This window comes from Rhizobium sp. WYCCWR 11128 (assembly GCF_013416305.1).
Lineage (GTDB): Bacteria > Pseudomonadota > Alphaproteobacteria > Rhizobiales > Rhizobiaceae > Rhizobium > Rhizobium indicum.
Map to the genome: position 1 here is coordinate 584,949 of NZ_JACCEZ010000001.1, position 26,509 is coordinate 611,457.

General features: G+C 61.8%; 26 protein-coding genes and 1 pseudogene. 18 read left to right on the forward strand and 9 right to left on the reverse strand.

The window, feature by feature from the left end:
* Window positions 1-45: 45 nt before the first annotated feature.
* A complete protein-coding gene (locus HX898_RS02930; protein WP_138329051.1) occupies window positions 46-783 on the reverse strand; it encodes an SDR family oxidoreductase in 738 nt (245 codons plus the stop codon).
* A gap of 93 nt (window positions 784-876) precedes the next feature.
* Here HX898_RS02930 and HX898_RS02935 point away from each other — a divergent pair, with 93 nt between their 5' ends.
* From HX898_RS02935 to HX898_RS02960, 6 genes are all read left to right on the forward strand, one after another.
* Window positions 877-1,788 (forward strand): AraC family transcriptional regulator, encoded by a 912-nt coding sequence (locus HX898_RS02935; RefSeq protein ID WP_138387409.1) that lies wholly within the window; start codon window positions 877-879, stop codon window positions 1,786-1,788.
* A gap of 80 nt (window positions 1,789-1,868) precedes the next feature.
* On the forward strand, window positions 1,869-2,678 hold the full coding sequence (locus tag HX898_RS02940; protein ID WP_180193950.1) for a class I SAM-dependent methyltransferase: 810 nt from the start codon (window positions 1,869-1,871) through the stop codon (window positions 2,676-2,678).
* 437 nt (window positions 2,679-3,115) lie between these two features.
* Window positions 3,116-4,366, forward strand: coding sequence for an MFS transporter (locus HX898_RS02945; protein WP_180193951.1), 1,251 nt, complete (start codon window positions 3,116-3,118; stop codon window positions 4,364-4,366).
* A 270-nt stretch (window positions 4,367-4,636) separates the two neighbouring features.
* Window positions 4,637-4,984 carry a DMT family protein gene (locus HX898_RS02950; protein WP_003540725.1) on the forward strand — a complete coding sequence of 116 codons (348 nt, stop codon included), beginning with the start codon at window positions 4,637-4,639 and terminating at the stop codon, window positions 4,982-4,984.
* Between the two features lie 211 nt (window positions 4,985-5,195).
* Complete coding sequence (locus HX898_RS02955) at window positions 5,196-6,707, forward strand: DUF1800 domain-containing protein (protein ID WP_180193952.1); 1,512 nt, start codon at window positions 5,196-5,198, stop codon at window positions 6,705-6,707.
* 114 nt (window positions 6,708-6,821) lie between these two features.
* Complete coding sequence (locus tag HX898_RS02960; RefSeq protein ID WP_180193953.1) at window positions 6,822-8,006, forward strand: DUF1501 domain-containing protein; 1,185 nt, start codon at window positions 6,822-6,824, stop codon at window positions 8,004-8,006.
* A gap of 102 nt (window positions 8,007-8,108) precedes the next feature.
* Here the strand turns inward: HX898_RS02960 and HX898_RS02965 are convergent, their stop codons facing one another.
* Complete coding sequence (locus HX898_RS02965) at window positions 8,109-9,098, reverse strand: aldo/keto reductase (RefSeq protein ID WP_180193954.1); 990 nt, start codon at window positions 9,096-9,098, stop codon at window positions 8,109-8,111.
* A gap of 155 nt (window positions 9,099-9,253) precedes the next feature.
* Between HX898_RS02965 and HX898_RS02970 the strand changes: the two genes are divergently transcribed.
* From HX898_RS02970 to HX898_RS02985, 4 genes are all read left to right on the forward strand, one after another.
* A complete protein-coding gene (locus HX898_RS02970; protein ID WP_180193955.1) occupies window positions 9,254-10,153 on the forward strand; it encodes a LysR family transcriptional regulator in 900 nt (299 codons plus the stop codon).
* 141 nt (window positions 10,154-10,294) lie between these two features.
* A complete protein-coding gene (locus HX898_RS02975; RefSeq protein ID WP_180193956.1) occupies window positions 10,295-11,383 on the forward strand; it encodes an alpha/beta fold hydrolase in 1,089 nt (362 codons plus the stop codon).
* 119 nt (window positions 11,384-11,502) lie between these two features.
* The gene (locus tag HX898_RS02980; RefSeq protein ID WP_180193957.1) at window positions 11,503-11,985 is read left to right on the forward strand and encodes a cytochrome P460 family protein; all 483 of its coding nucleotides are present in this window, start codon (window positions 11,503-11,505) and stop codon (window positions 11,983-11,985) included.
* Window positions 11,986-12,018: 33 nt separating this feature from the next.
* On the forward strand, window positions 12,019-12,717 hold the full coding sequence (locus tag HX898_RS02985) for a DUF4405 domain-containing protein (RefSeq protein WP_180193958.1): 699 nt from the start codon (window positions 12,019-12,021) through the stop codon (window positions 12,715-12,717).
* Window positions 12,718-12,840: 123 nt separating this feature from the next.
* Here the strand turns inward: HX898_RS02985 and HX898_RS02990 are convergent, their stop codons facing one another.
* Complete coding sequence (locus HX898_RS02990; protein WP_138329062.1) at window positions 12,841-13,428, reverse strand: hypothetical protein; 588 nt, start codon at window positions 13,426-13,428, stop codon at window positions 12,841-12,843.
* 19 nt (window positions 13,429-13,447) lie between these two features.
* Window positions 13,448-13,834 (reverse strand): acyl-CoA thioesterase, encoded by a 387-nt coding sequence (locus HX898_RS02995; RefSeq protein ID WP_003540707.1) that lies wholly within the window; start codon window positions 13,832-13,834, stop codon window positions 13,448-13,450.
* A 289-nt stretch (window positions 13,835-14,123) separates the two neighbouring features.
* Between HX898_RS02995 and HX898_RS03000 the strand changes: the two genes are divergently transcribed.
* The 3 genes from HX898_RS03000 to HX898_RS03010 all read left to right on the forward strand — a co-directional run bounded on the left by HX898_RS03000 (window position 14,124) and on the right by HX898_RS03010 (window position 17,889).
* Window positions 14,124-15,941: a methyl-accepting chemotaxis protein gene (locus HX898_RS03000; protein WP_180193959.1), complete on the forward strand. Its 1,818-nt coding sequence runs from the start codon at window positions 14,124-14,126 to the stop codon at window positions 15,939-15,941.
* A gap of 151 nt (window positions 15,942-16,092) precedes the next feature.
* Window positions 16,093-17,406 (forward strand): extensin family protein, encoded by a 1,314-nt coding sequence (locus HX898_RS03005; RefSeq protein WP_180193960.1) that lies wholly within the window; start codon window positions 16,093-16,095, stop codon window positions 17,404-17,406.
* Between the two features lie 135 nt (window positions 17,407-17,541).
* Window positions 17,542-17,889, forward strand: a complete 348-nt coding sequence (locus HX898_RS03010) for a hypothetical protein (RefSeq protein ID WP_012757920.1) — start codon at window positions 17,542-17,544, stop codon at window positions 17,887-17,889.
* 20 nt (window positions 17,890-17,909) lie between these two features.
* On the opposite strand, the pseudogene HX898_RS03015 reads toward HX898_RS03010, so the two are convergent.
* A pseudogene (locus HX898_RS03015) lies at window positions 17,910-18,703 on the reverse strand (methyltransferase domain-containing protein); the annotation flags it as partial.
* A gap of 281 nt (window positions 18,704-18,984) precedes the next feature.
* Here HX898_RS03015 and HX898_RS03020 point away from each other — a divergent pair.
* Window positions 18,985-19,380: an Ohr family peroxiredoxin gene (locus HX898_RS03020; RefSeq protein ID WP_171602853.1), complete on the forward strand. Its 396-nt coding sequence runs from the start codon at window positions 18,985-18,987 to the stop codon at window positions 19,378-19,380.
* Between the two features lie 118 nt (window positions 19,381-19,498).
* A complete protein-coding gene (locus HX898_RS03025) occupies window positions 19,499-20,560 on the forward strand; it encodes a DUF3095 family protein (protein WP_180193961.1) in 1,062 nt (353 codons plus the stop codon).
* 8 nt (window positions 20,561-20,568) lie between these two features.
* Here HX898_RS03025 and HX898_RS03030 read toward each other — a convergent pair whose 3' ends face one another.
* A complete protein-coding gene (locus HX898_RS03030; RefSeq protein WP_180193962.1) occupies window positions 20,569-21,018 on the reverse strand; it encodes an NUDIX domain-containing protein in 450 nt (149 codons plus the stop codon).
* 232 nt (window positions 21,019-21,250) lie between these two features.
* Here HX898_RS03030 and HX898_RS03035 point away from each other — a divergent pair, with 232 nt between their 5' ends.
* Entirely contained in the window at window positions 21,251-22,552 is a 1,302-nt protein-coding gene (locus HX898_RS03035) for an epoxide hydrolase (RefSeq protein ID WP_180193963.1), read from the forward strand.
* Window positions 22,553-22,635: 83 nt separating this feature from the next.
* Here HX898_RS03035 and HX898_RS03040 read toward each other — a convergent pair whose 3' ends face one another.
* Together HX898_RS03040 and HX898_RS03045 are read right to left on the reverse strand one after the other, a co-directional pair.
* On the reverse strand, window positions 22,636-23,142 hold the full coding sequence (locus HX898_RS03040) for a MarR family transcriptional regulator (protein ID WP_180193964.1): 507 nt from the start codon (window positions 23,140-23,142) through the stop codon (window positions 22,636-22,638).
* 148 nt (window positions 23,143-23,290) lie between these two features.
* The gene (locus HX898_RS03045) at window positions 23,291-24,061 is read right to left on the reverse strand and encodes a siderophore-interacting protein (protein WP_180193965.1); all 771 of its coding nucleotides are present in this window, start codon (window positions 24,059-24,061) and stop codon (window positions 23,291-23,293) included.
* Between the two features lie 282 nt (window positions 24,062-24,343).
* Between HX898_RS03045 and HX898_RS03050 the strand changes: the two genes are divergently transcribed.
* On the forward strand, window positions 24,344-24,955 hold the full coding sequence (locus HX898_RS03050) for a DUF1442 domain-containing protein (protein ID WP_180193966.1): 612 nt from the start codon (window positions 24,344-24,346) through the stop codon (window positions 24,953-24,955).
* Between the two features lie 120 nt (window positions 24,956-25,075).
* Window positions 25,076-25,471: a hypothetical protein gene (locus HX898_RS03055; RefSeq protein WP_003540671.1), complete on the forward strand. Its 396-nt coding sequence runs from the start codon at window positions 25,076-25,078 to the stop codon at window positions 25,469-25,471.
* 5 nt (window positions 25,472-25,476) lie between these two features.
* Here the strand turns inward: HX898_RS03055 and HX898_RS03060 are convergent, their stop codons facing one another.
* Entirely contained in the window at window positions 25,477-26,169 is a 693-nt protein-coding gene (locus HX898_RS03060; RefSeq protein ID WP_180193967.1) for a GntR family transcriptional regulator, read from the reverse strand.
* Window positions 26,170-26,509: the final 340 nt, after the last annotated feature.

The following is a 26,509-nucleotide window of genomic DNA, read 5'->3' on the forward strand; positions in this document are numbered from 1 at the left end:
ACTGGAGATGCGTCCGACTTTTTCAACAGCTGCCGCCCGCCATCGTCACGCCTGCGCGGTCGGCCGCACCACGATGTCGCTGATATCCACATCGGCGGGTTGCTCGATGGCGAAGGCGATGGCGCGGGCAATGGCATCGGGTGAAATTGCCATCTCGTCCATGCGTTTTGCCATATCGGCCTTGATCCCTTGGTTTGTCATGGAGTCGGCGAAATTAGTTCTGATGAATCCCGGGGAAATGTTGGTGACGCGCAGATGTTGACCGGCCTCCAGCCGCAGGCCTTCGGCGATGGTACGCATGGCATTTTTCGTGCCGGCATAGACGGCCATAGTCGGCTTGATGATGAGGCCGGCTGTCGAGAGCGTGTTGACGAAGTGGCCGAAGCCCTGGCGGCGGAACACCGGCAGAGCAGCGGCAATGCCATAGAGCGGACCCTTGATGTTGATGTCGATCATCTCCTCCCAATCCTCGACTCGCAACTCGTCGAGAGGCGAGATCGGCCCGATGCCGGCATTGTTGATCATCACGTCGATCCTGCCATAGGTGTCGCAGGCAAGCGCGACGAGGGCGGTGAGATCCTCGCGCTTCTTGACGTCCATTGCGAGGCAGACGGCTTCGCCGCCCTTGTCGGTGATGCGTTGCGCCAGCGCTTGCAGCCGATCGGCGCGGCGGGCGCCGAGCACGATCCTTGCGCCGCGCTCCGCCAGGATCAGTGCAGTGGCTTCGCCGATGCCGCTGCTTGCGCCGGTGATGGCAACAACCTTATCCTTGATAGCAGACATGTTCGTTCTCCTTTGTGCGGCTGAGGATTGCAGACGCGGACTGGAGAATCTATGCTGTGAGCTCCGTGATTTCGTCGAGATCGTCCAGGCCCCATGATCGATCCCTTGTCCGATGTGTTTTCACTGCTCGATATCGAGAGCGCGCGCTGCACACGTTTCGAGGTCGGCGGGCAATGGGCGTTTCGTTTTCCGGCCAAGCCCGCGCTCAAGTTCGTCGCCGTTCTCCGTGGCGCCTGCTCGATCGTTCTGCCTGACGAGCCGCCGTTTGCGCTTGTTGCGGGCGACACCTTCCTGCTGGCCAATGCGCCCGCCTATGTGATCGCCAACGATCTCGACCGCGAGCCGGAGGACGGGATAGCCTTCTTCGACTGGGAGCATTCCAACATCGCTCGCCACGGTGGCGACGAGACCGCGTTGATCGGCGGCAGCTTCGTCATCGAGGGCGGCAATGCCCGGCTGCTGCTCGATGCGCTGCCGCCGTTTATTCATATCCCGGCCAGCGACCGCGCGGCGGCGATCCTCAGCGCCACGCTCGCGACCCTCGACGACGAACTTGGGGCCGGGCAGATGGGCTCGACGCTGATGACGCGGCGCATGGGCGATATCCTGCTCGTGCAGGCGCTGCGGGCCTATGTCGGCCGGAAGGGCGCTGCCGAAACGGGATGGATCGGCGCGCTCACAAATCCGCAGATCGGCGCGGCGATCAGCCTGATCCACAACAGGCCGGGCCATCGCTGGACGGTCAACGAACTGGCGACCCGGATCGGCATGTCGCGCTCGGCCTTTGCGCAGCGCTTCAAGGAACTGGTCGGCGTCGCGCCGCTCGACTATGTCACACGCTGGCGCATGCATCGCGCCCGCGAAGCCCTGCGCCGGGAGGATGTCTCGGTCGCCGGCCTTGCCGCCGCACTCGGATACTCCTCCGAAAGCGCCTTCGGAAACGCGTTCAAGCGTGTCTTCGGGCGCGCGCCGAAGCGCTACTGGTCGGACGCGAAGCCGGGTTGATAATGGCTGTCCGCTTGCGACGGCTGCCGCGTAACCCTATTGTTCGACGGCAGACCAGCGTCCTTGAGGGGGAGACTTCAATGCCGTCGAGTTTCAATGTCGGAAGTGCGGATGGTTATGAACGGCTGATGGGGCGCTGGAGCAGGAAGCTCGCGCCGATGCTCATCGATTTCGCCGGTCTCGCTGATGGGGATCGCGTGCTCGATGTCGGCTGCGGCACCGGCAGTCTGGCGTTCACGCTGGCGGAAACGCCGGGCCTGCAGGAGATCGTCGCCGTCGACTATTCGCCGGTCTTCGTCGAGGCGGCAACGCGGCGCAACACCGATCCGCGCGTATCGATCCGGCAGGCCGATGCCTGCGCGCTTCCCTTCGAGGATGACCGCTTCGACAGGGCGATGTCGCTGCTCGTGCTGCATTTCGTGCCGGAGGCGGGAAAGGCGGTATCCGAGATGGCCCGTGTCGTGCGCCCGGGCGGCGTGGTCGCGGCCGCCGTCTGGGACCATTATGGCGGCATGTCCGGCATGCGGATGATGTGGGATACGGTGGCGATGCTTGATGAGGGCGCGCTGCCCCTGCGCCGCAAATATTGTTTCCAGCCGATGATGCGGCCGGGGGAAATGAAGGAAAGCTTCATCGCGCAGGGTCTTGCCGATGTCGAGGAAACCTCGCTGCTCATCCGGATGGAATACCTCTCCTTCGAAGACTACTGGGACCCGATCGCTGCCGGCGAGGGACCACTCGGCAAATATGTCGCGGGGCTGGACCCGGCGAAGCGAAAAGCGGTCGATACAGCCGTCAGAGCTGCATACGAGGCGGGCGAGCCGGATGGGCCACGGTCGTTCGCTTCGGTGGCGTGGGCGTGCCGGGGCAGGGTTCCGGGCAAGAGCTAGGCATAGCGTTTTCGCTGTGGCTGCCTGTGGTGCGTATGGCGGCAACATCCAAGAGAGCCTCATCCTGAGGCGCCCCGTAGGGCCCTCGAAGGACGAGGCGGGTGCTTCGACGTCAAATGGACGCAAGGAGCAGCGTTGCAGCGTGTCCTTCGAGGCTTCGCCCTACGGGCTCCGCGCCTCAGGATAAGGGATGTTGGAGGGTGCCGCGCCCAAGGGCAGGGCGCTGGACGGTCGTATGCCTGCGACAAGGAGCCGCGTGGGACGCCGCCCGATCACGGCAATCGTGATGGAACACGGGCAGCATTGCTGACGTTATTGCCCGCTGTCTCCGACTGCAAACGCTGCCGCAACAGCATCACCCGCCCGTTTCGGGCACCCCTTCCGACGGCATCCGGAATTGCCCGCCTCGCCGCCGCTTTCGGACGGAGGAATATCAGATGTCCGCTTTGGAAAGCCTGCGCCGGCTGACGCCGCAGCAGCGCAACACCGTCATCGCCAGCTATCTCGGCTGGACGCTCGACGCTTTCGATTTCTTCATTCTCGTCTTCGTTCTCAAATATATCGCCGAGGAATTCCATACCGACGTTCCCGCCGTTTCGGCGGCGATCTTCCTGACGCTTGCCATGCGGGCGCTCGGCGCACTGGTCTTCGGGCTGGCGGCCGACCGTTACGGGCGGCGCATCACGCTGATGGCCGACGTGCTGCTCTATTCGCTGTTCGAATTTCTGACCGGCTTCTCCACCGGGCTCACCATGTTCCTTGTGCTCAGGGCGCTCTACGGCATCGCCATGGGTGGGGAATGGGGCGTCGGCGCCTCGCTGGTCATGGAGACGGTGCCGGAGCAGAGCCGCGGCATCGTTTCGGGCATCCTGCAGGCAGGCTATCCCTCCGGCTATCTGATCGCCTCGATTGTGTTCTTTCTGCTTTTTCCTGTCATCGGCTGGCGCGGCATGTTCTTTGTCGGCGCGGTGCCGGCGCTGCTGGTGCTCTATATCCGCCGCAACGTCGAGGAAAGCCCGGCCTTCCTGAAACAGCAGGCCGAGGGGCGCCGGCCGTTCCTGACAGTCTTGCGCGAAAACATTCCGCTGTTCATCTGGGCGGTGCTTTTGATGACGGCGTTCAACTTCTTCAGCCATGGCACGCAGGATATCTACCCGACCTTCCTCGAGACGCAGCGCAACTATTCGAGCTACACGGTCGGCGCGATCGCCATCGTCTACAATATCGGAGCGATCTGCGGCGGGCTGTTCTTCGGGGCGCTGTCGCAGCGGATCGGGCGCAAAAAGGCAATCGTCATCGCCGCGTTGATCGCCGTGCCCGTCGCGCCGCTTTGGGCCTATGCGCCCGGGCCGGTGCTGCTCGCTATCGGCGCCTTCCTGATGCAGTTCTTCGTCCAGGGCGCCTGGGGCATCGTGCCGGTGCATCTGAACGAGCTGTCCCCCGACGAGGTGCGCGGCACATTCCCCGGCTTTGCCTATCAGCTCGGCAACCTGCTGGCGTCAGGCAATGCGACGCTGCAGGCGGGGTTGGCCGCTCGTTGGGACGGCGACTATGCCTATGCACTCTTGATCGTCGCGGCAGTCGTGGCGCTCATCGTCGCGGCCCTTGCCGGCTTCGGCTACGAGAAGAAGGATGTCCGCTTCGGCACGGAGGAGACCGAGGAGCCGCATGGCGCGATGCGAATCTAGCGCTGCCTGCGGTTATGAAGGCCGGCGGCGACAGCTGCCGGCCTTTCAGTTCTTGAGCACGTTGCAATCCCAGATGCCATCGTAAAACGCCGGCCGCAACAGCGTGATGCCGGAAGGCAAGCGCTGTGCAAGCTGCCGCTGGCCGGCATTGGTGACGTGAGACGATTGGTCCGAGCCTTGCAGGACTTGCCGTCGAATGGCGGCGTGCTAGGTAAGGCCCGCCGGCATCTCGCCGGATCCACCGTTCCTCCCACAGCCCCGAGTGACTCCATGCCATTTTCTCCCGCCGCCGTCTGGCCCGTCGTCATGCTGTTTGCCTCCAACATTTTCATGACCTTTGCCTGGTATGGGCATCTCAAGCACAAGAGCAGCGCCATCTTCCTCGCCATCATTGTCAGTTGGGGCATCGCCTTTTTCGAATACTGCCTGGCGGTGCCGGCCAACCGCATCGGTTCGGCAGTCTATACGACGGCGCAGTTGAAGACGATGCAGGAGGTGATCACGCTGATCGTCTTTGCCGGCTTTTCGATCTTCTGGCTCGGCGAGAACCTGACTTGGAACCATGCGATCGGCTTTGCCCTGATCGCAATCGGAGCATCCTTCATCTTCCGTGCATAAACTTTAGCCTTTTCAATAGATTACAAATTGTCCATGTCGGGAAAACGCCACATTTCCTACAGATTGGCGTCGCAATTCGTTGAGACCCTGTCACCTCAAGCATTTCCGGGTCACGGAAATGCTCTGACGTTTGTTTCACGCAATTCCGGACGCAAAACCGCGACGCACTTTTGCTGGAATTGCTTTAGCGGTGATCAGGAGGTGAACGGCCATGAGCCTGTCTTTCCCGACGATGGCGGCGATCCGGTTCGGCTATGGCTTCCGGCCGGGCGAGGTGCCGCCGAGCAGCAAGGACGAGCTCATCGGCCAGCTGCGGATGGGGGCGGCGGCAACGCCGGACTTTCCTCTCGGCGGCCCCGACATGCGCCACCAGGCGATTCTCAGCCTGCAGGCGCAGCTGCAGCAGATCCGGCAAGACGCCAAGACGGTGACCGACGATACGACGCAGCGCGAGATGCGCAAAGGGGTGCAGCGGCAAGCGCAGCAGCAGTTCCAGCACGATGCGAACCTCCGGCTGATGCAGGCAGTGCTGTCGCCGTATGGCTTCTACGAGAGGCTTTCGACCTTCTGGACCGATCACTTCTCCACCAGCGCCAATAAGAGCCTGCCGATGCGCCTCATCGTGCCGCTCTACGAGGCCGAGGCGATCCGGCCGTTCATATCAGGCAGGTTCGGCGATCTCTTGCGCAATGCCACCGCCCATCCGGCCATGCTGATCTATCTCGACCAGGCGGATTCGCTGGGGCCGGATTCGGCCGGCGGCATCAAGCGCAACAAAGGGCTGAACGAAAATCTCGGCCGCGAACTGCTGGAGCTGCACACGCTCGGCGCCGGCAGCGGTTACAGCCAGGCGGATGTCACGGCGGCAGCCATGGTGCTGACGGGGCTCACCATCGATCGCAAGGAGATGGACATCGCCTTCCGGCCGAACATTTCGGAGCCCGGCGTACATGAGGTGCTCGGCGTCAGCTATGGCGGGCGCAGGCGTTCGCGCGACGATTATCTCGACATGCTCGATGATCTCGCGCTCCATCCGAAGACGGCGGCGCATATCAGCCGCAAGCTCGCGGCGCATTTCATCGCCGACCAGCCCAATGAGGGCTTGGTGTCCGACATGGCCGAAGCCTGGAAGAAGACGGATGGCGACCTGACTGCCGTCTACACCGCCATGCTCGACCATCCCGCCGCTTGGCGCGACGAGGGCGCCAAGGCGCGCCAGCCCTTCGATTATATCGTCGCCGGCCTCAGGGCGCTGAATGCGGGGCCGGTCAACGGCGTTGTCGGCAGCTTCCTGGCGGCGAACCAGCAAGGCACGGACGAGGGCGACATGGCGGCGAACACGCCCGGCATGGCAGGATCGCCGGTGCCGACGGATCCTGCCGGCGAGGCGAGGGAGAAGCGTCTCAAAGCCTTCCGGACAGCGCGGGCGCTGGGGCAGGGCGCGCTCAGGCGCATGGGCCAGCCGACCTGGCTGCCGCCGAGCCCGGCCGGTTTCGAGGAAGGCTTCTCCGCCTGGATCACCGGCAGCCAGCTCGCCGAGCGGTTGGCCTGGGCAAGGCGGGCCGCAGCACAGTTCGGCCGGGACGAGGATCCGCGCGAATTCCTGAAGTCGTCGCTTGCCGATGCAGCGCGCGACGAGACGATCCGCGTGGTGTCGCAGGCGCCGAACAAGATCAGCGGGCTGACGCTGGTATTGGCATCGCCCGAATTCAATCGCCGCTAAGCAGACTTTCGGTGGCAAGCCAACGCTTCGTCTGCTTAGTTCCTTTATTTTGTCGCAGGTTCTGGCCGGAAAACCGTTGGACACTTTCCGGAACCTGCTTTGGAGGCTCCGCCCGTGACGCTGCCCATGAACCAGATTTCGCTCTCCCGCCGCGGCTTTCTGACGTCGGCCTGCTGTCTCGCCGCCGCTCCCATTTTCACGCCCGTCACCTTCGCGGCGATGCCGGGTGATAACCGCTTCGTCACCATCGTGCTGCGCGGCGCGATGGACGGGCTGGATCTGGTGCAGCCCTATGGCGATGCCGGCTTTGCGGCGCTCAGGCCGACACTGGCGCTGACGCCCGAGACCGGGCTTCTCGATCTCGACGGGCATTTTGGCCTCAATCCAGCGGCGGCCGAGCTGATGCCGCTCTGGAAGAGCCGCGAGCTTACCTTCGTGCATGCGGTGTCGACGCCCTATCGCGACCAGCGCAGCCATTTCGACGGGCAGGACATGCTGGAATCCGGTGGCGAGCACGTCGCCGAGGAAAAGACCGGCTGGCTGAACCGGGCGCTCGCCGTCATTCCGCGCTCGGATGCGCGCAAGGCAATCGACATCAACACCTCGACGGAGCTGATCCTCTCCGGGCCGAACAATGTCGATGTCTGGGCGTCGGATTCCAATCTGGCGCCGGCGCGCGACGAGATGCAGTTCCTGGCACGGCTCTATGCCGGCGATCCGCCGTTCGCCGAGGCGCTTGCCGAGGCGACGCGGGCCAATAGCGCGTCGATGATGGTCGAGCCGGAGGGCCAGCGCGGCGCAAAGGTCGCCGATGTGGCGGCCCTTGCCGCCAACATGCTGAAGGGCGATTACCGCATCGCCAGCTTCTCGATATCAGGCTGGGACACGCATATCGGCCAGGCCGGCCAGTTCAAACGGCCGGTGCAGGACCTTTCGCAGGCGATCAATATGTTGAAGGCCACGCTCGGGCCCGAGATCTGGGCAAAGACGGTGGTGCTTGCCCTGACCGAATTCGGCCGCACTGTGCGCCAGAACGGTTCAGCCGGCACTGACCACGGCACCGGCGGCTGCGCGCTTCTTGCGGGCGGAGCCATCAACGGTGGCCGCATCCTCGGCCGCTGGCCGGGCATCGGCGATGGCCAACTGCTCGACGACCGCGACCTGATGCCAACCGCCGACGTGCGCGAGCTTGCGGCCGCGATGCTCTACCGGCAATTCGATGTGTCTGCCGATGATTTGACGGGGAAGATCTTCCCGGGGCTGGGTTTCGACAAGGGGTCGCAGTTTCTGCGTGGGTGAGGCCCGGTCCCGCAAAGCGGGAGCGATCGATCCAGTGAATCGATCGCAGGGCCGAACGCCCTGAGCCCAAGCGAAGGGCCGGGGCGGCATCGGCGACAGGCCCTATCGGCCGGTCATCTTGAGCGCTGCCTCGGGAAGTCGCTCGCCTTGGACCTCGATCTCCGACAGGGCGGCATCGATTTCGGCGAGGTCGTCGGGCAGCAGGTCAACGTCTACCGCCCCGAGATTCTGTTCCAGCCGATGCTGCTTCGTTGTTCCGGGGATCGGGACGATCCATGGTTTTTGGGACAGCAGCCAGGAGAGGGCGATCTGCGCGGGTGTTGCGCCCTTGCGGTCGCCGATCCGCTTGATGAGCTCGACGAGCGCAAAATTGGCCTTGCGCGCTTCAGGTGAAAAGCGCGGCACGCTGTTGCGGAAATCGCTTGGATCGAACTTGGTGTTCTCGTCGATCTTACCGGTCAAAAAGCCTGCGCCCAGGGGGCTGAAGGGCACGAAGCCGATGCCGAGTTCCTCAAGGGCGGGCAGCAGTTCCGCCTCGGGGCCGCGCCAGAAGAGCGAATATTCACTCTGGACGGCAGTGACCTTCTGGATGGCATGGGCGCGGCGGATCGTCTGAACGCCGGCTTCGGAAAGGCCGAAATGTTTGACCTTGCCGGCTGCGATCAGGTCCTTGACGGCGCCGGCCACATCTTCGATCGGCACGTCGGGATCGACGCGGTGCTGGTAGAACAGATCGATGCGGTCCGTCTTCAGGCGGCGCAGGCAGGCATCGGCAACCGCCTTGACATGTTTGGGGCGACTGTTGGTGCCGCCGCGGCGTTCACCGGTTTGCTGATCGATATCGAAACCGAATTTGGTGGCGATGACCACCTGGTCGCGGATCGGAGCGAGCGCCTTGCCGACAAGCTCTTCATTAGCGAAGGGGCCATAGGCTTCGGCCGTATCGAACAAGGTGACGCCCTGCTGATGAGCGGTGCGGATCAATCCGATCATGTCGCCTTCGTCGGCAGGCGGGCCGTATGCAGCGCTCATGCTCATGCAGCCGAGACCAAGTGCCGAGACTTCGAGGCCGCCGATATTGCGTGTTTTCATTGTCATATCCGTCGTAGTTTTGCTTGGGCTCGGAAAAATCCATTCCGCGGTGCGGGAGCAGCCGGGCTCGCGGTCCAGTTGACGTGAACTTAGTCCTCGTGTCAGCTTTCGATTAGATGCTGTAATGCGCATGCACCTATAAGACGGACTAATGAATGCCCCAAGACAACAACTTCAACGAACTCGTGGCCTTTTTGACCGTTGCCAGAGAACGAAGCTTTACCAGGGCGGCCGCCAAGCTCGGCGTGTCGCAATCGGCGTTGAGCCAGACGGTGCGCGGTCTCGAAGAGAAGCTCGGGCTTCGCCTTTTGACCCGCACGACCAGAAGCGTGTCGCCGACCCAGGCAGGAGAACGCCTGCTGGAACGGGTCGGACCCAGATTTGAAGAAATCCAGTTCGAGATCGCCGCCTTGAGCGAAATGCGCGAGCGGCCGGCCGGCACCATTCGCATCACGGCGGGCGAGCATCCGGCGATTTCCGTTCTCGCCCCGGCATTGGCTCGGTTTCTTCCTGATCATCCCGATATCAATGTCGAGGTGATCGTCGACTACGGCCTGACCGATATCGTCGCCGAGCGTTACGACGCCGGCATCCGGCTCGGCGAGCATTTGGCAAAGGACATGATCGCGATCCGGATCGGCCCCGAGATATGCATGGCGGTCGTCGGAGCGCCCGCCTATTTCGATCGCCATCCGCGCCCTGATATCCCGCAGGATCTGACGGCGCACAACTGCATCAACATGCGGTTGCCGACGCACGGGACGATATATCCCTGGGAGTTCGAGAAGGACGGCCGCGAACTGCGCGTCCGTGTCGAGGGCCAGACGGTGTTCAACAACATTGCCATGAGGCAAAGCGCCGTGCTGGACGGGCTGGGGCTGGCCTACATGCCCGAGGATCAGGTTCAGCCTTACATTGAAGACGGGCGGCTGATCCGCGTTCTGGAGGACTGGTGCCAACCCTTCCCAGGATATCATCTCTACTATCCGAACAGGCGGCATGCGTCTCCCGCCTTCACCCTGTTCGTCGATGCGCTCCGCTATAGAGGAAAGTAGTGCCGATTTTATTCCATCACGGCTTATCAACAGCCAGTGATTAATTAGTCAGCCTAATAGACCCTAGCTGTCCAGGCCGGCTAATCCTTTCCATCCGATGCCGCTACTTTCTCGCCATCTGAAACGAAGCGAGAAGCCGACATGCGATATGGATTGTCCAACACCTTGGCGGCAGTGCTGCTTGCCTCTGCACAGCTTGCCGGGACATTGGCGACGGCTGCCGACGCGGCAAAGCCTGAGCCGTTGGTCATCCAGGAGCAAGGCAGTTTTGCCGTCGGGGGAACCAGCACGGCAGCGCCTGGAACCTTCGATCCGCTGAAACCTCTCGATCCCGCAGGCCAGACCTATCACGGCGATCATGCCTTTGCCTTCTATCAGGTGCCGGCAAACCCGCGTCAGTACCCGATCGTGATGTGGCATGGTGCCGGACAATTCTCCAAGACCTGGGAGACGACGCCGGACGGCCGCGAAGGTTTCCAGAACATCTTCCTGCGTCGAGGCTTCTCCACCTATCTCGTCGACCAGCCGCGCCGGGGCGGCGCCGGACGGAGCATGGCCGAGACAACAGTTAAGCCGACAGCGGACGAGCAGCTCTGGTTCAACCAGTTCCGCGTCGGCACCTGGCCGAACTATTTCGACGGCGTACAATTCTCCCGTGATCCGGAAGCGCTGAACCAGTACTTCCGCGCGATGACGCCAAATACCGGGCCGTTCGATATGGAGGTCGTGTCGAATGCGGTGGCAAAGCTGTTCGAGAAAATCGGTCCCGGCATTCTTTTCACCCATTCGCAGGGCGGCGGACCGGGCTGGCTAACGGCCATCAAGAGCGACAAGGTCAAAGCCATCGTCGCCTTCGAACCCGGCAGCAGCTTCGTGTTCCCGGCAGGCGAGGTCCCCGCCGATATGCCGAGCGCCTTCGACACGCTGAAGGGCGTGCCGGTGCCGATGGACGACTTTATCAAGCTGACGAAGATCCCGATCGTCATCTATTACGGCGACAACATCCCCGACCAGCCGACGACGATGCCGGCGCAGGACAGCTGGCGGGTTCGCCTGGCAATGGCCCGCCTGTGGCGCGATACGGTGAACAAGCATGGCGGTGATGTCACTGTCGTGCACCTTCCCGAGATCGGCATCCACGGCAACACCCACTTCCCGTTCTCCGACCTGAACAACGTAGAGATCGCCGACCTGGTCTCGACGTTCCTGCGCGAGAAGAAGCTCGACTGATCCGCCTCGGACGCGGTGCGGCGCTGCTCGGCTGGCCCAAAGGCCGGTCGTGCAGGCGGCGATCCCGTTTGTATCCTGCTCAGAGCCCATACGATCTGCAGACTAAGGGAAACATATCCATGTGTGATCTCTTCAAACGTGTTCCCATCCTTCTCGCCTTGGCCAGCGCCGTCGTTCTTGTCGGTTGGCAAGTCGACGCGGAGCCGAACCGGACGACGCTGCCCGAATTGGCAGGCCTCGTTCATTATACGACCGTCAGACGGGGGAACGTGACTGAGCATATCATGACGACAAACGAAGCCATCCAGGCGGTGAAGACCGGGCAGCCCATTCCCGACGGCACGCACTTCGTCCTGGTGGATTACCGCGAAGGCGCAGTCTTTCGCTATTTCGTCATGGAAAAGGGCCGAGGCTGGGGAGCGGACTATGATGAGGACCGCCGCACCGGCGATTGGCAGTTCCAATGGTTCAAGCCGGATGGCACGATCAACATGGCCGAGAACACGGCGCGGTGTCAGTCCTGTCATTCGTCCAGAGCCGACGAAGGCTTCCTCTACACCCTTGAGGAACTCAAGGAATTCGACGGAGCCGTCGTTGACTAGGCTGGATCCAACGCATGACGGAGGCGCGGCGTCATGAGTCCGTTCTTTCTGATACGGCTCGTGCTTGATTTCACTGCAGCCGGGCTGCTTCTTGTCGCGCTCGCCTATTGGTGGCTCGACAACATGTCGCACGAGCTGATCGGCACGAGCATGTTCATCCTTCTCCTATCCCACAACGTCTTCAACAGGCGATGGTGGGCCAGGCTCCCGAAGGCGGCGCCTGGCAGGCGCAGCTTCGTGACGATCGCGTCGAATATCTCGATCGCCGCGACCATGGCCGCGTTGCTGGTGACGAGCGTGCTGATGTCACGCACGGTGTTTGCTTTCCTTCCTTTAAGCGGTGGTCCGACGGCACGCGAAATCCACATCCTTGCGGCATATTGGGCATTTATTCTCGCGGCCGTCCATCTCGGCCTTCACTGGTCGATGATCATGGCCGTCGTGGGCAGGCTTTTGCGCGTCGGGCCGCCAAACGCGATCCGGACAGCGTCTTTTCGTGCCACCGCGGCTGCAATCGCCGTGTGCGGCATCCACAGCACTGTCGTCATGGGAATCGCAGACAGGCTCGTTGCCCGGCCGTCGATGGATTTCTGGGATTTTCAGGAATCGACCGTGGGCTTCTTCCTGCATCATATCGCGATCCTGGCTGGGTGCGGGTGCGCTGCGCATTATGCGGCCGTCTGGCTTCGATGGGCGGGTGGAGTGCGCAGGGTGACGGATGCCGGCGAGTGATGTGTGCGGCGGCTTTTGTGGGGAATGGAGTTTGCGGCCGCCCGGCCCTTCGCTTGGGCTCAGGGCGTTCGAAGCTGCAATCGATTCACCGGATCGATTGCTCCCGCTTTGCGGGACCGCTTCTCACCCCAACACATCATAGAGCCGGAAGATGAAGCTGATCTGGTAGATCAGGTTGGCAATGATGAAGGCCGTGTGGAAGCGGCGGTTGGGAGTCCAGGCAGCGATGGCGCAGAGAATGATGTAGACGATGTTGCGGGCTGGGTATTCCCAGCCGAGCGAGAGGATGCGTTCATGGCCCTTGATTGCCGTGTCGAGAATATCGACGGCGTAGGTGAGGCCGAGGATGCCGAAGAACCATTTGCGCCGCGAGATGAAATATTCCTCGTAGCCGCCATATTCGTCGAGTGAGGCCGGAAAGAGCAGGGCGCAGAGCAGGAAGAACAGACTGCAGAAGCAGATGAGGAAGAGATAGATGCCGAAGCCGATGGCCGGCACGGCCTGCAGGCGATACTCCCACCACCAGATATGGATGATGAACAGGAACATCGACAACGCCCAGCCGAGATGGATGGCATAGACCTTGGCCTTACCAGGATGCTGGACGATGCCGGCAAGGCCGGTCAGCACCCTGGCGAGCGAAAGGCTGATGACCATGCCCATCACCACCTTGATGTGAAGGAAGACCTCCGGCGAGCTGACCGTTTCCATGCTTTCGATCCTTAGGATGTCACTCCTCGGGGACTTGCTTCGGTTTGCCTTCTTCGTCGAGCGCCACCATGATGAAGGTGCCCGCCGTGACCTTTTCCATCTTGGCGTAACGCGCGCGGTGCGCCCAGGCTTCGACGCACAGCGTGATCGAGGTGCGGCCGACACGGTCGATATCCGTATAGACGGACAACGTGTCGCCGATCTTGACCGGCAGCTCGAAGGCCATCTCCTTGACGGCGGCGGTGACGACGCGGCCCTTGGCGCGCTCTGCAGCGCGGATGCCGGAGGCAAGGTCCATCTGCGCCATGACCCAGCCGCCGAAGATATCGCCGGCCGGATTGGCGTCACCGGGCATGGCAAGCGTCCTCAGCGTCAGTTCGCCTCTCGGCTTGGCGGCATCGGTCATCAAGTCTTCTCCATCTGGTGCGGCGTCGGGCCGGCGATTCACTGCGAAGCACCCTAGTGCAAAGACCTTGGGCTGTAAAAGACGGCAAGGTCGGGCACTACAGGCCGCTGACGGGAAAAATATTGTAGCCGTTGCCGATTGAAATTTCATTCGATTTCAAATGGTTGAATTTTACAGCCGTCACCTGACCTTACGTTATTTAATCGTTTTCTAATTAAGCTTTACGCTCCAGTAATTCCGGCACTTCAGAATGCGATTGATCTCAAATACAAGAATCGCCGGGAACCTCATGCGCAACGTCAAGATTTCCACCCGTCTTTACTGCCTCGTCGGATTCACACTTGCCGTGCTCGCGGCGACGATGGTCTTCTTTCTGAATTATTCCTATTCCGAGCTGGAAGCGGAGCGGAAGGCGGGGTTGGCGCAGATGGATGCGACGGCGCTCGGCATCTTCGACAAATATTACAAGATGGAGCAGGCGGGCACGATGACCCGCGAACAGGCGCAGGCGGCCGCCAAGGACGTGATCGGCGCGATGCGTTACGGCGCCGACGGTTATTTCTGGATCAACGACATGCATCCCGCCATGGTGATGCACCCGATCAAACCGCAGTTGAACGGCACCGATATCTCCCAGATGAAGGATCCGAACGGCAAGTTCCTGTTCGTCGAGTTCGTCAACAAGGTGAAGAAGGACGGCAAGGGTTTCGTCGATTATTACTGGCCGAAGCCGGGTGCCGATGAGCCGGTGCTGAAATATTCCTATGTCGCCGGTTTCGAGCCCTGGGGCTGGATCGTCGGCACCGGCGTCTATGCGGATGACCTTGCCGCGCTCTATCGCCAGAACGCGATGTGGGCCGCACTGCTCTGCCTGTTTGGCGGCGCCGCCACGATTGCCATCGCCTATGCCATCGTGCGCAGCGTGACAGTGCCGATCGCCCGTCTGAAAGCGGCGATGAACGCGATTGCGGCCGAAGAAGCATCGGTGGAGATTGCCGGCAGCGACCGTCGCGACGAGATCGGCCAGATGGCCAAGGTGCTGCTGGTGCTGCGCGATTCCGTCGACGAGCGCAGCGCTCTGCGCGGGCGGGAAGACGAAAGACAGCAGCAGATCGAGGAAGAGCGCCGCGGCAACGAGGCAAGCCTGCGTTCCGCCTCCGAACGGCAGAACCAAGCGATGCAGGCGCTCGGCGTCGGCCTGGAAAAGTTGGCGAGCGGTGACTTGACGGTTGCGATCGGCGATATCGGCGAGGACTACGCCAAGCTGAGGGGCGATTTCAACGCCGCCGTCGACGCGCTGAACGGCGTGATCCATGCGATCGCCGAATCGAGCCGTGTCGTCAACGAGAGCGCTTCCGACATCAGCGAGGCGACCGGCAATCTGTCGAAGCGTACGGAGCAGCAGGCAGCCGCACTCGAAGAAACGGCGGCAGCGCTCGACGAGATCACCGCGACGGTCAAGACCGCATCCGAACGGGCGAACGAGGCACGCGAGATGGTGGCCGAGACCAAGGCGAGTGCCGGAAAATCCGGCGAGATCGTCCGCAATGCGGTCACCGCGATGGGCCGGATCGAGGATTCGTCCAACCGCATCGGTCAGATCATCTCGGTCATCGACGAAATCGCCTTCCAGACGAACCTTCTGGCACTGAATGCTGGCGTCGAGGCTGCGCGGGCGGGCGAGGCGGGCCGCGGCTTTGCCGTCGTCGCCCAGGAAGTGCGCGAACTCGCTCAGCGTTCCGCCAATGCGGCCAAGGAGATCAAGGAACTGATCAGCCGGTCGGCAACGGAGGTCGAGGGTGGGGTGGCGCTGGTGCGCTCGACGGGTGAGGCACTGCTGGAGATCGAGGCGCTGGTCAACCAGGTCAACGATCACGTCGCATCAATCGCGACGGCGGCGCGCGAGCAGTCGACGGGGCTGAACGAGATCAACGGCTCCGTCAATCACATGGACCAGATGACGCAGCAGAATGCCGCGATGGTCGAGGAGACGACGGCGGCAAGCCGCACGCTCGCCGACGAAAGCACCCAGTTGAAGACGCTGCTTTCGAATTTCCGCCTGCGCGGGGAGCCGCCGCCAGTGGCCCGATACACACGGGCAGCGTGAGAAAACGTAGAGATCAAAGGCCGGGAAACCGGCCTTTTTCATTTCCGTCGCGTTCAGATTGTGCCGGTAAGTTTTCATTCACCGTTTTTAATTAAAATTGGAGTGAGTTTTTTCGGTCACTGCCCAGCCAGCCTGCGGAAGCGATAAGAGTATGGCGTTTGTTTCCTTTCCTCGGCGATCCCTTTTGCCCTTGCTGCTTTCGGCGGCGCTGACGACCTGTTCGATCAGCGACGGGCTGGTGCCGCCGGCCAATGTCGACAACGGCACCAGGGTTAGTTCGATCTCGCCGTCGCGGGGGGCAGCGCGCATGGCGCCTACAGTGCGCATGGCGCCGGTGGAGAGCCAGGCCTCCTATCCGGTTTCCAGCGCGCCCGTCGGCAATAGCCAGGGCTCCGTCGATTATCTCGATACGCCAAACCTCGCCGGCACCGGCCACGCGGCACGACCCGCTCCGCCGCAAACCGCACCGGGACGTAAGCTGCCGATGATCGACAGCGACGAGGCGCTGGCGCAGCAGAACCAGAACTGGGGCGGCACGCAAGATCTTGCGATCCCGTCCGGCGGCGTCAACATGGATGACGATCTCGGGGCGGAGCCGGTCGTCGGGCTGGCGCAGGAACAACAGCAACAGATCGCCGAGGGCAACGCCACAGAGCCGGTTGTCGACGGCATCGGCACCGATAATCCAACGCAGCTCAACCAGCCCATGCGTCAGCCCCCGCAGCAGCCAATGCCGCAGCCGGCGGCCGAGGCACAGATGAGCCGGGCGCCCGCCTGGAACGACGGCAGCCCTGTGGTGGCGCCGACCCGTGTTCCCGAAGAGGACGAGAGCGAAGAGGTCGCGATGCTGCGGCCGAACAATCCGATGATGAGCGAGCCGGCGGCGCCCGTCGATCCCAGCGTCATGCCGTCCTCCGAGCTTGCCTGCCGGCGCGAGCTGAAGCGCATGGGCGTACTCTTCGACAACAAGCCGCCGATTTCGAACGGCCCGGCCTGCCAGGTGCCTTATCCGGTGTCGTTGAAGGGGCTTTCCGGCAATATCGGCGTCCGCCCGGCTGTAACGCTGAACTGCCAAGTGACGCTTGCCTTCGCCAAATGGGTGAAGAACGAACTGGCGCCGTCCGCCCGCTACCGCTACTGGTCCGGCATCAAGACGATCCAGCCGCTCGGCGGCTATTCCTGCCGGCGCATGAACAATAGCCGGCAGAAATACAATCCGATGTCGGAACACGCCCGCGGCAACGCCATCGACGTCGGCAAGTTCGTGCTGAAGAACGGCCACGAGATCGACGTGCGCAAGAAGGGCCTGTTCTCGCTGCGCGAAGGGCGGCTGCTGAAGGCGGTGCGCAGCGACAGCTGCCGCTATTTCAACACCGTGCTCGGCCCCGGCAGCAACCCGGAGCACTGGAACCACTTCCACTTCGATCTTCGCTCCCGCAAGAGCGGCAAGGCCTATTGCGACTGATGCATATCGCCTAAGCCATGCGGCGCGGGTGCGGCTGATGTCGGAGCATCGGGCTCGGCTGCCAAAAAACGGTTCATCCCTGCCGCAGGGCACGCTATAGATCGGCGAGCCGATTGCGTTTCGAGAGTTTGATCCATGAGCTATGATTTCCATGTCGGCCAGAAGGTCGTCTGCATCAACGACACCTTCAAGCATGTCAGCATCGACCAACTGATCCGCAAGGGCGAGATCTATACGATCCGCTGGGTGGGTGAATATACCCATTATATCGACGGCACGTTCATCGGGGTGAAGCTCGCGGAGATCAACCGCGGCAATGACGACGGGCCGGAAGGTTATGGGGCGGCCGACATGCCCTATCGCGCGACGCGGTTCCGGCCGCTGGTGAAGGACAAGATCTCGTCACTGCGCAAGCTTCTAGCGCCGACGCCCGATGCACCGGTGGAGCCTAAGGAAAAAATCAGGAAGAAAGAGAAGGTCTGACCGCCCCACGACACCGATCGGGCCGTCTTTCTGCTGAGGAACAGTGCAGTCTCTTTGCTGACCTCTAGCACGCCGTTGCGTTGGCTGAACGCATCGGCAATGGCTTGACGGAACCTGGTGAGTTGAGTTTCGCCGGCGCCATCGCCGGGCGGATAGGAGGCGAGCGCCAGGAATACATCCTCGGGCTCGGTGATCCGCAGGCTTGCCGGATGCTGCGACATGCTCACGTTTCCAAACTGCGACCGCATCGATCGTTCGGCAGCGTCATATCCGAAGGCTTCGGCAGCCGGATCGGAAGGGGCACTGCCGAATACGGTCGTCAGCGCGTAAATCTCCCGCATATTACCGGCACCGTTGGTGGTGACCGCGAGAAAGCCGCCCGGCTTCAGCACTCTCGACATGTCCGCGATGCCCGCGGCCGGGTCGGGCAGGTGATAAAGCATATGCATCGCGATCACGGCATCGAAGGCGTCATCTTCGAAGGGGAGCGCGACGGCATCAGCTTGGCAGCCCCGAACGGAGCCGAACGGCAGCGCGCTGCAACGCGCCACTGCCTCGTCGACCATGCCGGGTGCAAGGTCGGCGAGCGTCAGGTCGAGGTCCGTTGGCAGCAGACCTGCCGTTGCCGCCCAGAACCAGCCGGCCCGCAGCCGACATCGAGGACACGATCGCCCGGCTTCAGGGACAATTGCGCGGCAACCCATGGAAACCAGGCTGTCTCGGCGATGGTGTATTGGCTATGCAGTCGAGCCCGCGCAGCGAGCTTCCGGCTGTCGCTATATTGCCCGGCATTGTCTGCTGTTATGGAGGACATGACATCTCTCCGGGTTTCTTCACAGGATGCGCCCCGCCTCTAGTTCGCCGGCAGAGCCTATAGATGGGCCCATTCCCGGACAAGACGTGACCTTGCGCAGCGGGCCGGCTTGTTCGCATAGCTGCCGCTGAGGGTTGCCCGGATATGGCGCGTTTTCGCCTATAGAAACAAATCGCATCCGATTAAATCGGAATGTTGTTGACATCAGTTTTGGCTGAGCGTATTAGAGCGCATCCGATTTAATCGGATGCGAATAAAACCTAAACCGAAAGGATATCACCATGACCGAGAAGCTTCTCTTTACCGGCAAAACCCACATCTCCGGCGGCCGCGACGGCTCCGCACGCAGCAGCGACGGTACGATCGACATCAAGCTGCCGCAGCCGCATCCGGCCGCTGAAAACCTGTTCGGCATTGCCTGGTCGGCCTGCTACATCGGCGCCATCGAACTTGCCGCTGCCCAGAGAAAGATCACGCTGCCGGCCGGTCCCGAGGTCGACGCGGAGATTACTCTCAACGCCGACAACGGCTCCTTCTTCCTGAGGGCGCGCCTCAATGTCAGCCTGTCCGGCATCGATCGCGACATCGCGCAGGAGCTGATCGAGGCAGCCCATGGCATCTGCCCTTATTCCAAGGCGACACACGGCAATATCGACGTCGAGACCAAGCTTGTCTGAGCGGGCGAGGGCAGACCTCCTCGCCGGAGGATTTGGTGCGGAGGGCCTGCCGGTCGGCCGGCAGACCTCTTTCTGAAGTAGCAGGCACGGGAAACCTTGCCGATCTGGAGAGCAAGCGATGATCAATAGCCACGGCCAGTCGCACCAGGCCTTTGACGAGTTTTCACATGTGCTCGACCCCGATGTCTATGAGCCTTTGCCCGATGACTGGCTGATCGGTATCACTGATGTCGTCAACTCGACCACGGCGATCCGGGCGGGGCGCTACGAAGACGTCAACTATGCGGGCGCATCGATCATCGCCGCCCTCGGCAATGCCTGGGGATCGTTCGATTTTCCCTTCGTGTTTCGCGGAGACGGGGCAGCATTCGCCTTGCCGCCACAGGGCATGATGGCGGCGACATCGGCATTGCGGCAGGTCGCGGACTTTGCAAGAGCCGATCTCGATCTAACCCTTCGTATCGGGCTGCTCAGCGTACGCGAAATCCGCACCAGTGGGCGCGACGTCAGAATTGCCCGTTATGCCGCCTCCGAGAACGCGACCTATGCGATGTTTACAGGGGGCGGGCTCAAATGGGCGGAGCAGCAGATCAAGAGCGGCCGGTATCTGGTCAAGCCGGAACGCTACGCGACGAAGCCCGACCTGACCGGACTGAGTTGCGACTGGACCCCATTCCCGAGCCAGCGGGGCGAGATCCTGTCGCTGCTGGTCGAGCCGGATGACCATGCGAGCCCGCAGGTCTTTGCGGCGCTGGCGAAGCGCGTGCTTGCCGTCTTCGATGCGCCGTCGCACCGGTCTCATCCGGTTCCCGTGTATATGGCTATCGCCAGGGATATTGCCATGCCCAAAGGCAGCGGGAAGCGTGTCGATGCGAAACGCTGGTCGGAGGTCGCCTCCCATTCGGATTTCCGCAAATTCGATGACGGTTTGCGCCTGACGCTGGACTGCACGCCCGAACAGATCGACAGGGTCGAAACCATGCTTCTTCTGGCAAGGGCGCGCGGCGAGATCAACTTCGGACTGCATCGCCAATCGCATGCGCTGATGACCTGCCTCGTGCCATCAGGCAGCCCGGATTCGCACCTGCATTTCCTCGACGGAATGGGCGGCGGTTATGCAAGGGCCGCCGAGATGATGGAGGCCGGTGCGCTTGCCGACGTCCAGCATCATGCGCGCTGAGGACCCGTTCAACCGGCGAGACGTGGTGACCGCCAACAAACATAAGCGGGAGTGCCTGTTTCACGTATGGCCGGGTTTGCCAGCATTTCAGTGAGCTGAGGCAACGCCAATTCAGCTTCTTTTTCCATCTCGGCGGCGGTGAACCATCTGAGCTCGGTGTGTTCATTACCGATAAGTCGCGGCTGGCCCTGCCATTTATCGACGTGATAGACATGGAATGTGGCGGATGCCTCGGGCGGGTCTTCCGATACGAACCGTCCTAAAAACTGCCAGAGCTCGGGTGTCACGCCTATTTCTTCGATCAATTCCCGGCACATCGCCGTCTCGGCGTCTTCGCCCTTTTCGACATGGCCGCCCGGGAGGCTCCAGCGATCCGGGTGCACCTTGCGCTCGGAACTGCGCCTGGCCAGAAGAACGGTTCCGTTCTGGCTCAAGACGCCCATCGCGATGTCGGGCATGCATTCTCCTTTCCTCATCGATCTCGCGCCGATGCTGCCCGCAGCCACGGTTCTTTGCAATGACCAGTCGTCTGTCGAGACAGTCGAGGCATAGCCTGACCGGGTAGGTTGACCCCCGACGTTGCCCGGGAGCATAGTCCCCGGACAGACGCGAATGACCTGCTGATGCGAACGAGGTCGGTCAGTCGATCTTCGTCCGTTTCCGAACAGATCAAACGGAGAGGAGAGCGTCATGCCACCCACATCCCTATCAACGCCTACGCGGCGCGAGCTGCTTGCCGCCGCGGCCGCAGCCGGGGCCATCGGCATGCTTGCCGGGACGCGCAGCGCTGAGGCGAACGGCGACGGGCTTAGCCCGTTCAGCGTCAATTTCCCCGAGGATCAACTTGACGATCTGCGCCGGCGCGTCGCGGCCACCCGTTGGCCTGATAAGGAGACCGTCGCCGACGATACGCAGGGCGTGCAGCTCGCGACAATCCAGAAACTCGCGAAACATTGGGCGACGGATTACGACTGGCGCAAGATGGAGGCACGGCTCAATGCTTTGCCGCAATTCATCACCGAGGTCGACGGGCTGGATATCCACTTTATTCACGTGCGCTCCAAGCATAAAAATGCGCTGCCGCTGATCGTCACACATGGATGGCCTGGCTCGATCATCGAGCAGTTGAAGATCATCGAACCGCTCACCGATCCGACAGCGCATGGCGGGAGCGAAGAGGACGCATTTGACGTGGTGATCCCGTCTTTGCCGGGCTACGGCTTTTCCGGGAAACCGACGGGGTCGGGGAACTGGAACCCGCCCCGCATCGCGCATGCCTGGGCGACGCTGATGCAACGTCTCGGCTACACCAAGTTCGTGGCGCAGGGTGGCGACTGGGGCAATGCGGTCACCGAATTGATGGCGGTGCAGGAGCCGGCGGGATTGCTCGGCATTCACACGAACATGGCGGCCACGGTTCCTGCTGACATCGCCAAGGCTCTTGCCGCCGGCGGCATGCCGCCAGCCGACCTGTCGCCGGACGAAAGGCGCGCCTTCGATCAGCTCGACGATTTCTACAAGAATGGGCTGGGCTATGCCATCGAGATGAACAACCGGCCGCAGACGCTCTACGGGATCGTCGACTCGCCGGTCGGGCTTGCGTCGTGGATGCTCGATCACGACATCCGCAGTTACCGGATGATCGCCCGCGTTTTTGACGGAGAGCCCGAGGGGCTGACCAAGGATGATATCCTCGACAACGTCACCCTCTACTGGCTGACGAACACAGCAATCTCCTCGGCACGCCTCTATTGGGACAACGCGCACCATCCGTCGGGCGGGTTCTTCGATCCCAGGGGCATCAAGATCCCGGTGGCGGTCAGTGCTTTTCCCGATGAGATCTACCAGGCGCCGCAGAGCTGGGCGGAGAAGGCCTATCCGAAGCTCATCCATTACAACCGGTTGCCGAAGGGCGGTCACTTCGCCGCGTGGGAACAGCCGATGGCTTTCACTGCCGAGCTCAGGACTGCGTTCCGGCCGCTGCGGCAGTAGACCTAAAGCGTGTCGGATCTTTCAGATTCGCTTGCCACGCTTTAGGTTTTTGATTTTCCATGCCGCGATCGCAAATGCCGCGATCACGATTTCCCCGGTTCGCCCTGCGTTGACCGCAGGAGGTTGTCGCGCAGCGTCGTCACCGATTTCTGCACGACGGGAAAGTCGTCGCCAAGGCCGGTGGCCCCAAGCAGCGCGTTGCCGGGATCGGTTTCAACGAGTTGGCGCCCTGCCGGCGTCAGGCTGAGCCGCACCTGCCGTTCGTCGGCGGGATCGCGGTGACGGGTGATATAGCCATTCGACTCCAGCTTCTTGAGGATGGGCGTCAGCGTGTTGGATTCGAGGAACATCTTTTCCCCCAACACTCCAACGGTCTGGTCGTCCTCTTCGGAGAGGGCCACCATGGCGATGTATTGGGTATAGGTCAGGCCAAGTTCATCCAGGATCGGCTTGTAGGCGCGGCCGAAGGCGAGATTTGCAGAATAGACCGCGAAGCACAGAAAGTTGGAAAGTTTCCGGCCGTCCTTGCCCGCTGACGGGGGGGCGGGCGCAGGCGTGCCAGGCTGTCTTGCGGTTTTAGATACGGGCATGATTTCATCCTATCCAGGCTCTGAATACTAGGAGTTACATATACATCGTATCCGATTAAATCGCAACTGAATTGGTGACTCTTTTCGACCAGCTTGTCCGGCCGTCGCCCCCAGCTTCAGGAGCGGCGGCCCGTCGACGCCTCGCCGCCTAGCCGAACTTCTCCGTCGTATCGGCCTTGCCGAATACCCAGTAGCCGGACGCCTTGATCCAGCCGAGCGGGCAACCTCGTTCCAGCAGGTAGGCGCGGATATCGCGTGTCACCGAGGCTTCCGCCGCGACCCAGATGAAGGTTTCCGGCTGGATATCGGCCGTGCTCAACAGTTTCAGCAGCGCTGCGGCATCGGTTGCCTGCGAAAGAGGCCGGTGCGCCCAGTGGAGGTGCAGTTCGGCTGATGTCTCGAAGGTCTGCTCTTCCAATGGGCCGGTGACGGCTGCGATTGTTGTGATGACGGTTCCGGCGCCGCTTTCCTCGATCCGGCGGCCGATCGCCGGCAGCGCGGTTTCGTCGCCGATCAACAGCCACCGTCTGACTGTCGCGGAAATTACGGCGGAGCCCCTTGGTCCGCCGATCTCGAGCCTGTCGCCGGGGCGCGAATTGATCGCCCATTGCGTCACCGGGCCCGCCTCGTGCAGGGCGAAGTCGATGGTCAATTTCCGCTCGGCATTGTCATAGCGGCGCGGCGTGTAGTCACGACGCTCTTCTCCACCATCGGCAGTGGGAGTGAAGATCTTGATGTGATCGTCAGCACCGAGACTGATGAAATCGGCGAGATCATCACCTGCCAATATGACCCGGCGCATGCTCGGAGTGATATCGACGACGCTTTCGACTGTCAGTAAGCGCCGCCGCGTGTCGTGGCGAATCCGCTCAATGCCAGGGGTCGATGAAGCTTGATCTTTGAATTGATTGTTATCCATGTGTCCTTCCGGGGCTTCTGAAGCTCGATCCGCAGGACACAGTCGCGCAGATCGAAGCCGCAAAGCCGTTCGATCATACGCGTTGAGTGACGTTAACGCTTACGTGGCCGGGTGACCCGACCATTGACGGCATGATGTAGCCGACGGCGGCGGCATCTGCAACGGCAAGGTGGCCAACAAGGGCGATGATTGCCAAAGTTTAACTTTCTGGTGCCGTCCCGGTCGGGCAAAGATTGGCCAATCAGCGGCAGGAATTTCGTGCAGGCGGCGATGGAGAAGACAATGGACAGCAGAATCCAGGACGTGCTCGACATTTATCACGCGATGATTGAGACGGAGCATAACAGCCCGCGCGAGCTGCCCCCCGGCGGCCGCGACGGAGGACAGGATCAGCGGCTGCGCGCGGTCGGACCTGCGACCGGACAGTTCATCAATGTCCTCGCCAAGAGCCTCAAGAGCCCGACCATTCTCGAACTTGGCACGTCCTTCGGTTATTCCGGGATATGGCTGGCGGAAGCAGCACGCGCTTCCGGCGGGCGGCTGATCACCATGGAAATGCACGGTTACAAATCGGCCTACGCACGCGACATGGCCGTCAAGGCGGGGCTCGCGGAGTATGTGGAATTCAAGGTTGGGGATGCGGTCCAGATGATCGGCGAGCTTTCCCAGGGCATCGATTTGGTGCTGGTGGATCTCTGGAAGGATCTCTACGTTCCCTGCCTCGAAGCCTTCTACCCTAAGCTCAATCCGGGCGCGATCATTGTCGCCGACAACATGCTGCGCCCAGGAGGCGATGATCTCAAACGCTACGGCGAGGCTGTCCGTGCCAAGCCCGGGATATCAAGCGTGCTGCTGCCGGTTGGCAGCGGGCTTGAGGTCAGTCGGTTCGATTGAGGCTGAGGTGAGATTAGCGGCTATTTTGTTTTTAGTTGCAGCAAAAAAGATGACACGTTTGAAGCTAATTTCCGACACTTTCCCGATCAAAGCTCCGCCATCGCGAGCTTTGGAGATGTGATGTCGGGCATTCTTATCGCCACCCTGTTGGCAACGGTTTCAGCAAAGATTCCCGCCGGATTTTCCAGCGGTGACCTCCTCTATTCTGATTGCGGCGGCTCACGGCAGTTTGTCGTCGGATATGTCGCGGGTTGGTTGGACAAGTGGAACCGGGACGAGTATTTGGCCCGCCGTATTTTCACCGAAGTCGTTCCTGCGCCGAAAGCAATGGTGAACTCGGCGTATTTTGCCAACTCCGTCGGGGTAAACGTCTGTGTGCCGGTTGGAACGACCGCGGAAGCAATCGGCAATACGTTGTGTACATTCCTAGAAGAGAATCCCGGCATTCGCGAGGCCACTGGCGACGAGCTGATGACGACCTTGATCGCCTATAAATACCGCTGCCCCGTGCCGTAGGAACGTCAAACTCCCCCCGGCTTGTTGGTTTCGATGAAACGGCTGAGCGAGGTGGCGGCGTTCAGCATGTGGGCGCGCATGCGCCGCGATGCCATCTCACCGTCGCCTTCGGCGATCGCCTGCATGATTGCCTCGTGCTCGTCCCGGGATCGGCGCAGCCGTTCGCCCTGGCGCAGCTGTGTGCGCCGGAAGGCGTTCAGGCGGTTGCGCACGGCGATTGCCTGTTCGGCAAGGAAGCTATTGTGGGTGGCGTGATAGATGGCTTCATGGAATTGGAGGTTGAAGCTGTCATAGGCGTCGAAATTTCCGGCTTCGACAATCGGCTCTGAGAGGTCGTGCAGTTCGATCAGATGGCTGCGCTCCAGCGGTGTCATGCGGTAGGTGGCGAGCCTGACGCATACGGCCTCGATTTCGGCCACCGTTTCGAACATTTCCATGATGCGCTCCGGCGTCATACGGGCGACGACGCCGCCGCGCCGGGCGCGAAGCTCGACGAGGCCGCCCGCAGCCAGCTGACGCAGCGCTTCGCGAACCGGCGTCCGGGAGGCGCCGAAACGATCGGCAAGCTGCTGTTCGTCCAACGCTGCGCCCGCCGCCAGCGTGCCGGTGGCGATCTCGTCCGTCAGGGCGTTGCGGATGCGGTCGGAGAGCAACCCGCGATCATCGCCGTCATCCTCGGTTTCGAAACCACTCGCCATTCCGTTATCTCCGATCGGTTTTAAACATCGACGGCTCGGTCGATTGTATGCAAATGCGATTGATGTGCCGCTAGGCGTATACACTTATTGCATCACAAAGGTGTTACGTATTCAATAATTGACTTTATATCGAATGGGAATACATAAATCTCCAGCAAGCAGGCTTTTGCATACACGAAGCCGATTGAAACACCGAATTTGAATACGACGGGAGCCGCAACGCGGCGAAGGCCAACGCCTCGCGCCGGGCAAAGCAAACCGTGCCGACATGGCATCACAGACCAACCGATTTTGACTTGGCTTCGGGTCTTCAGTCCCGAGCCACATGCTTTCGATCCTT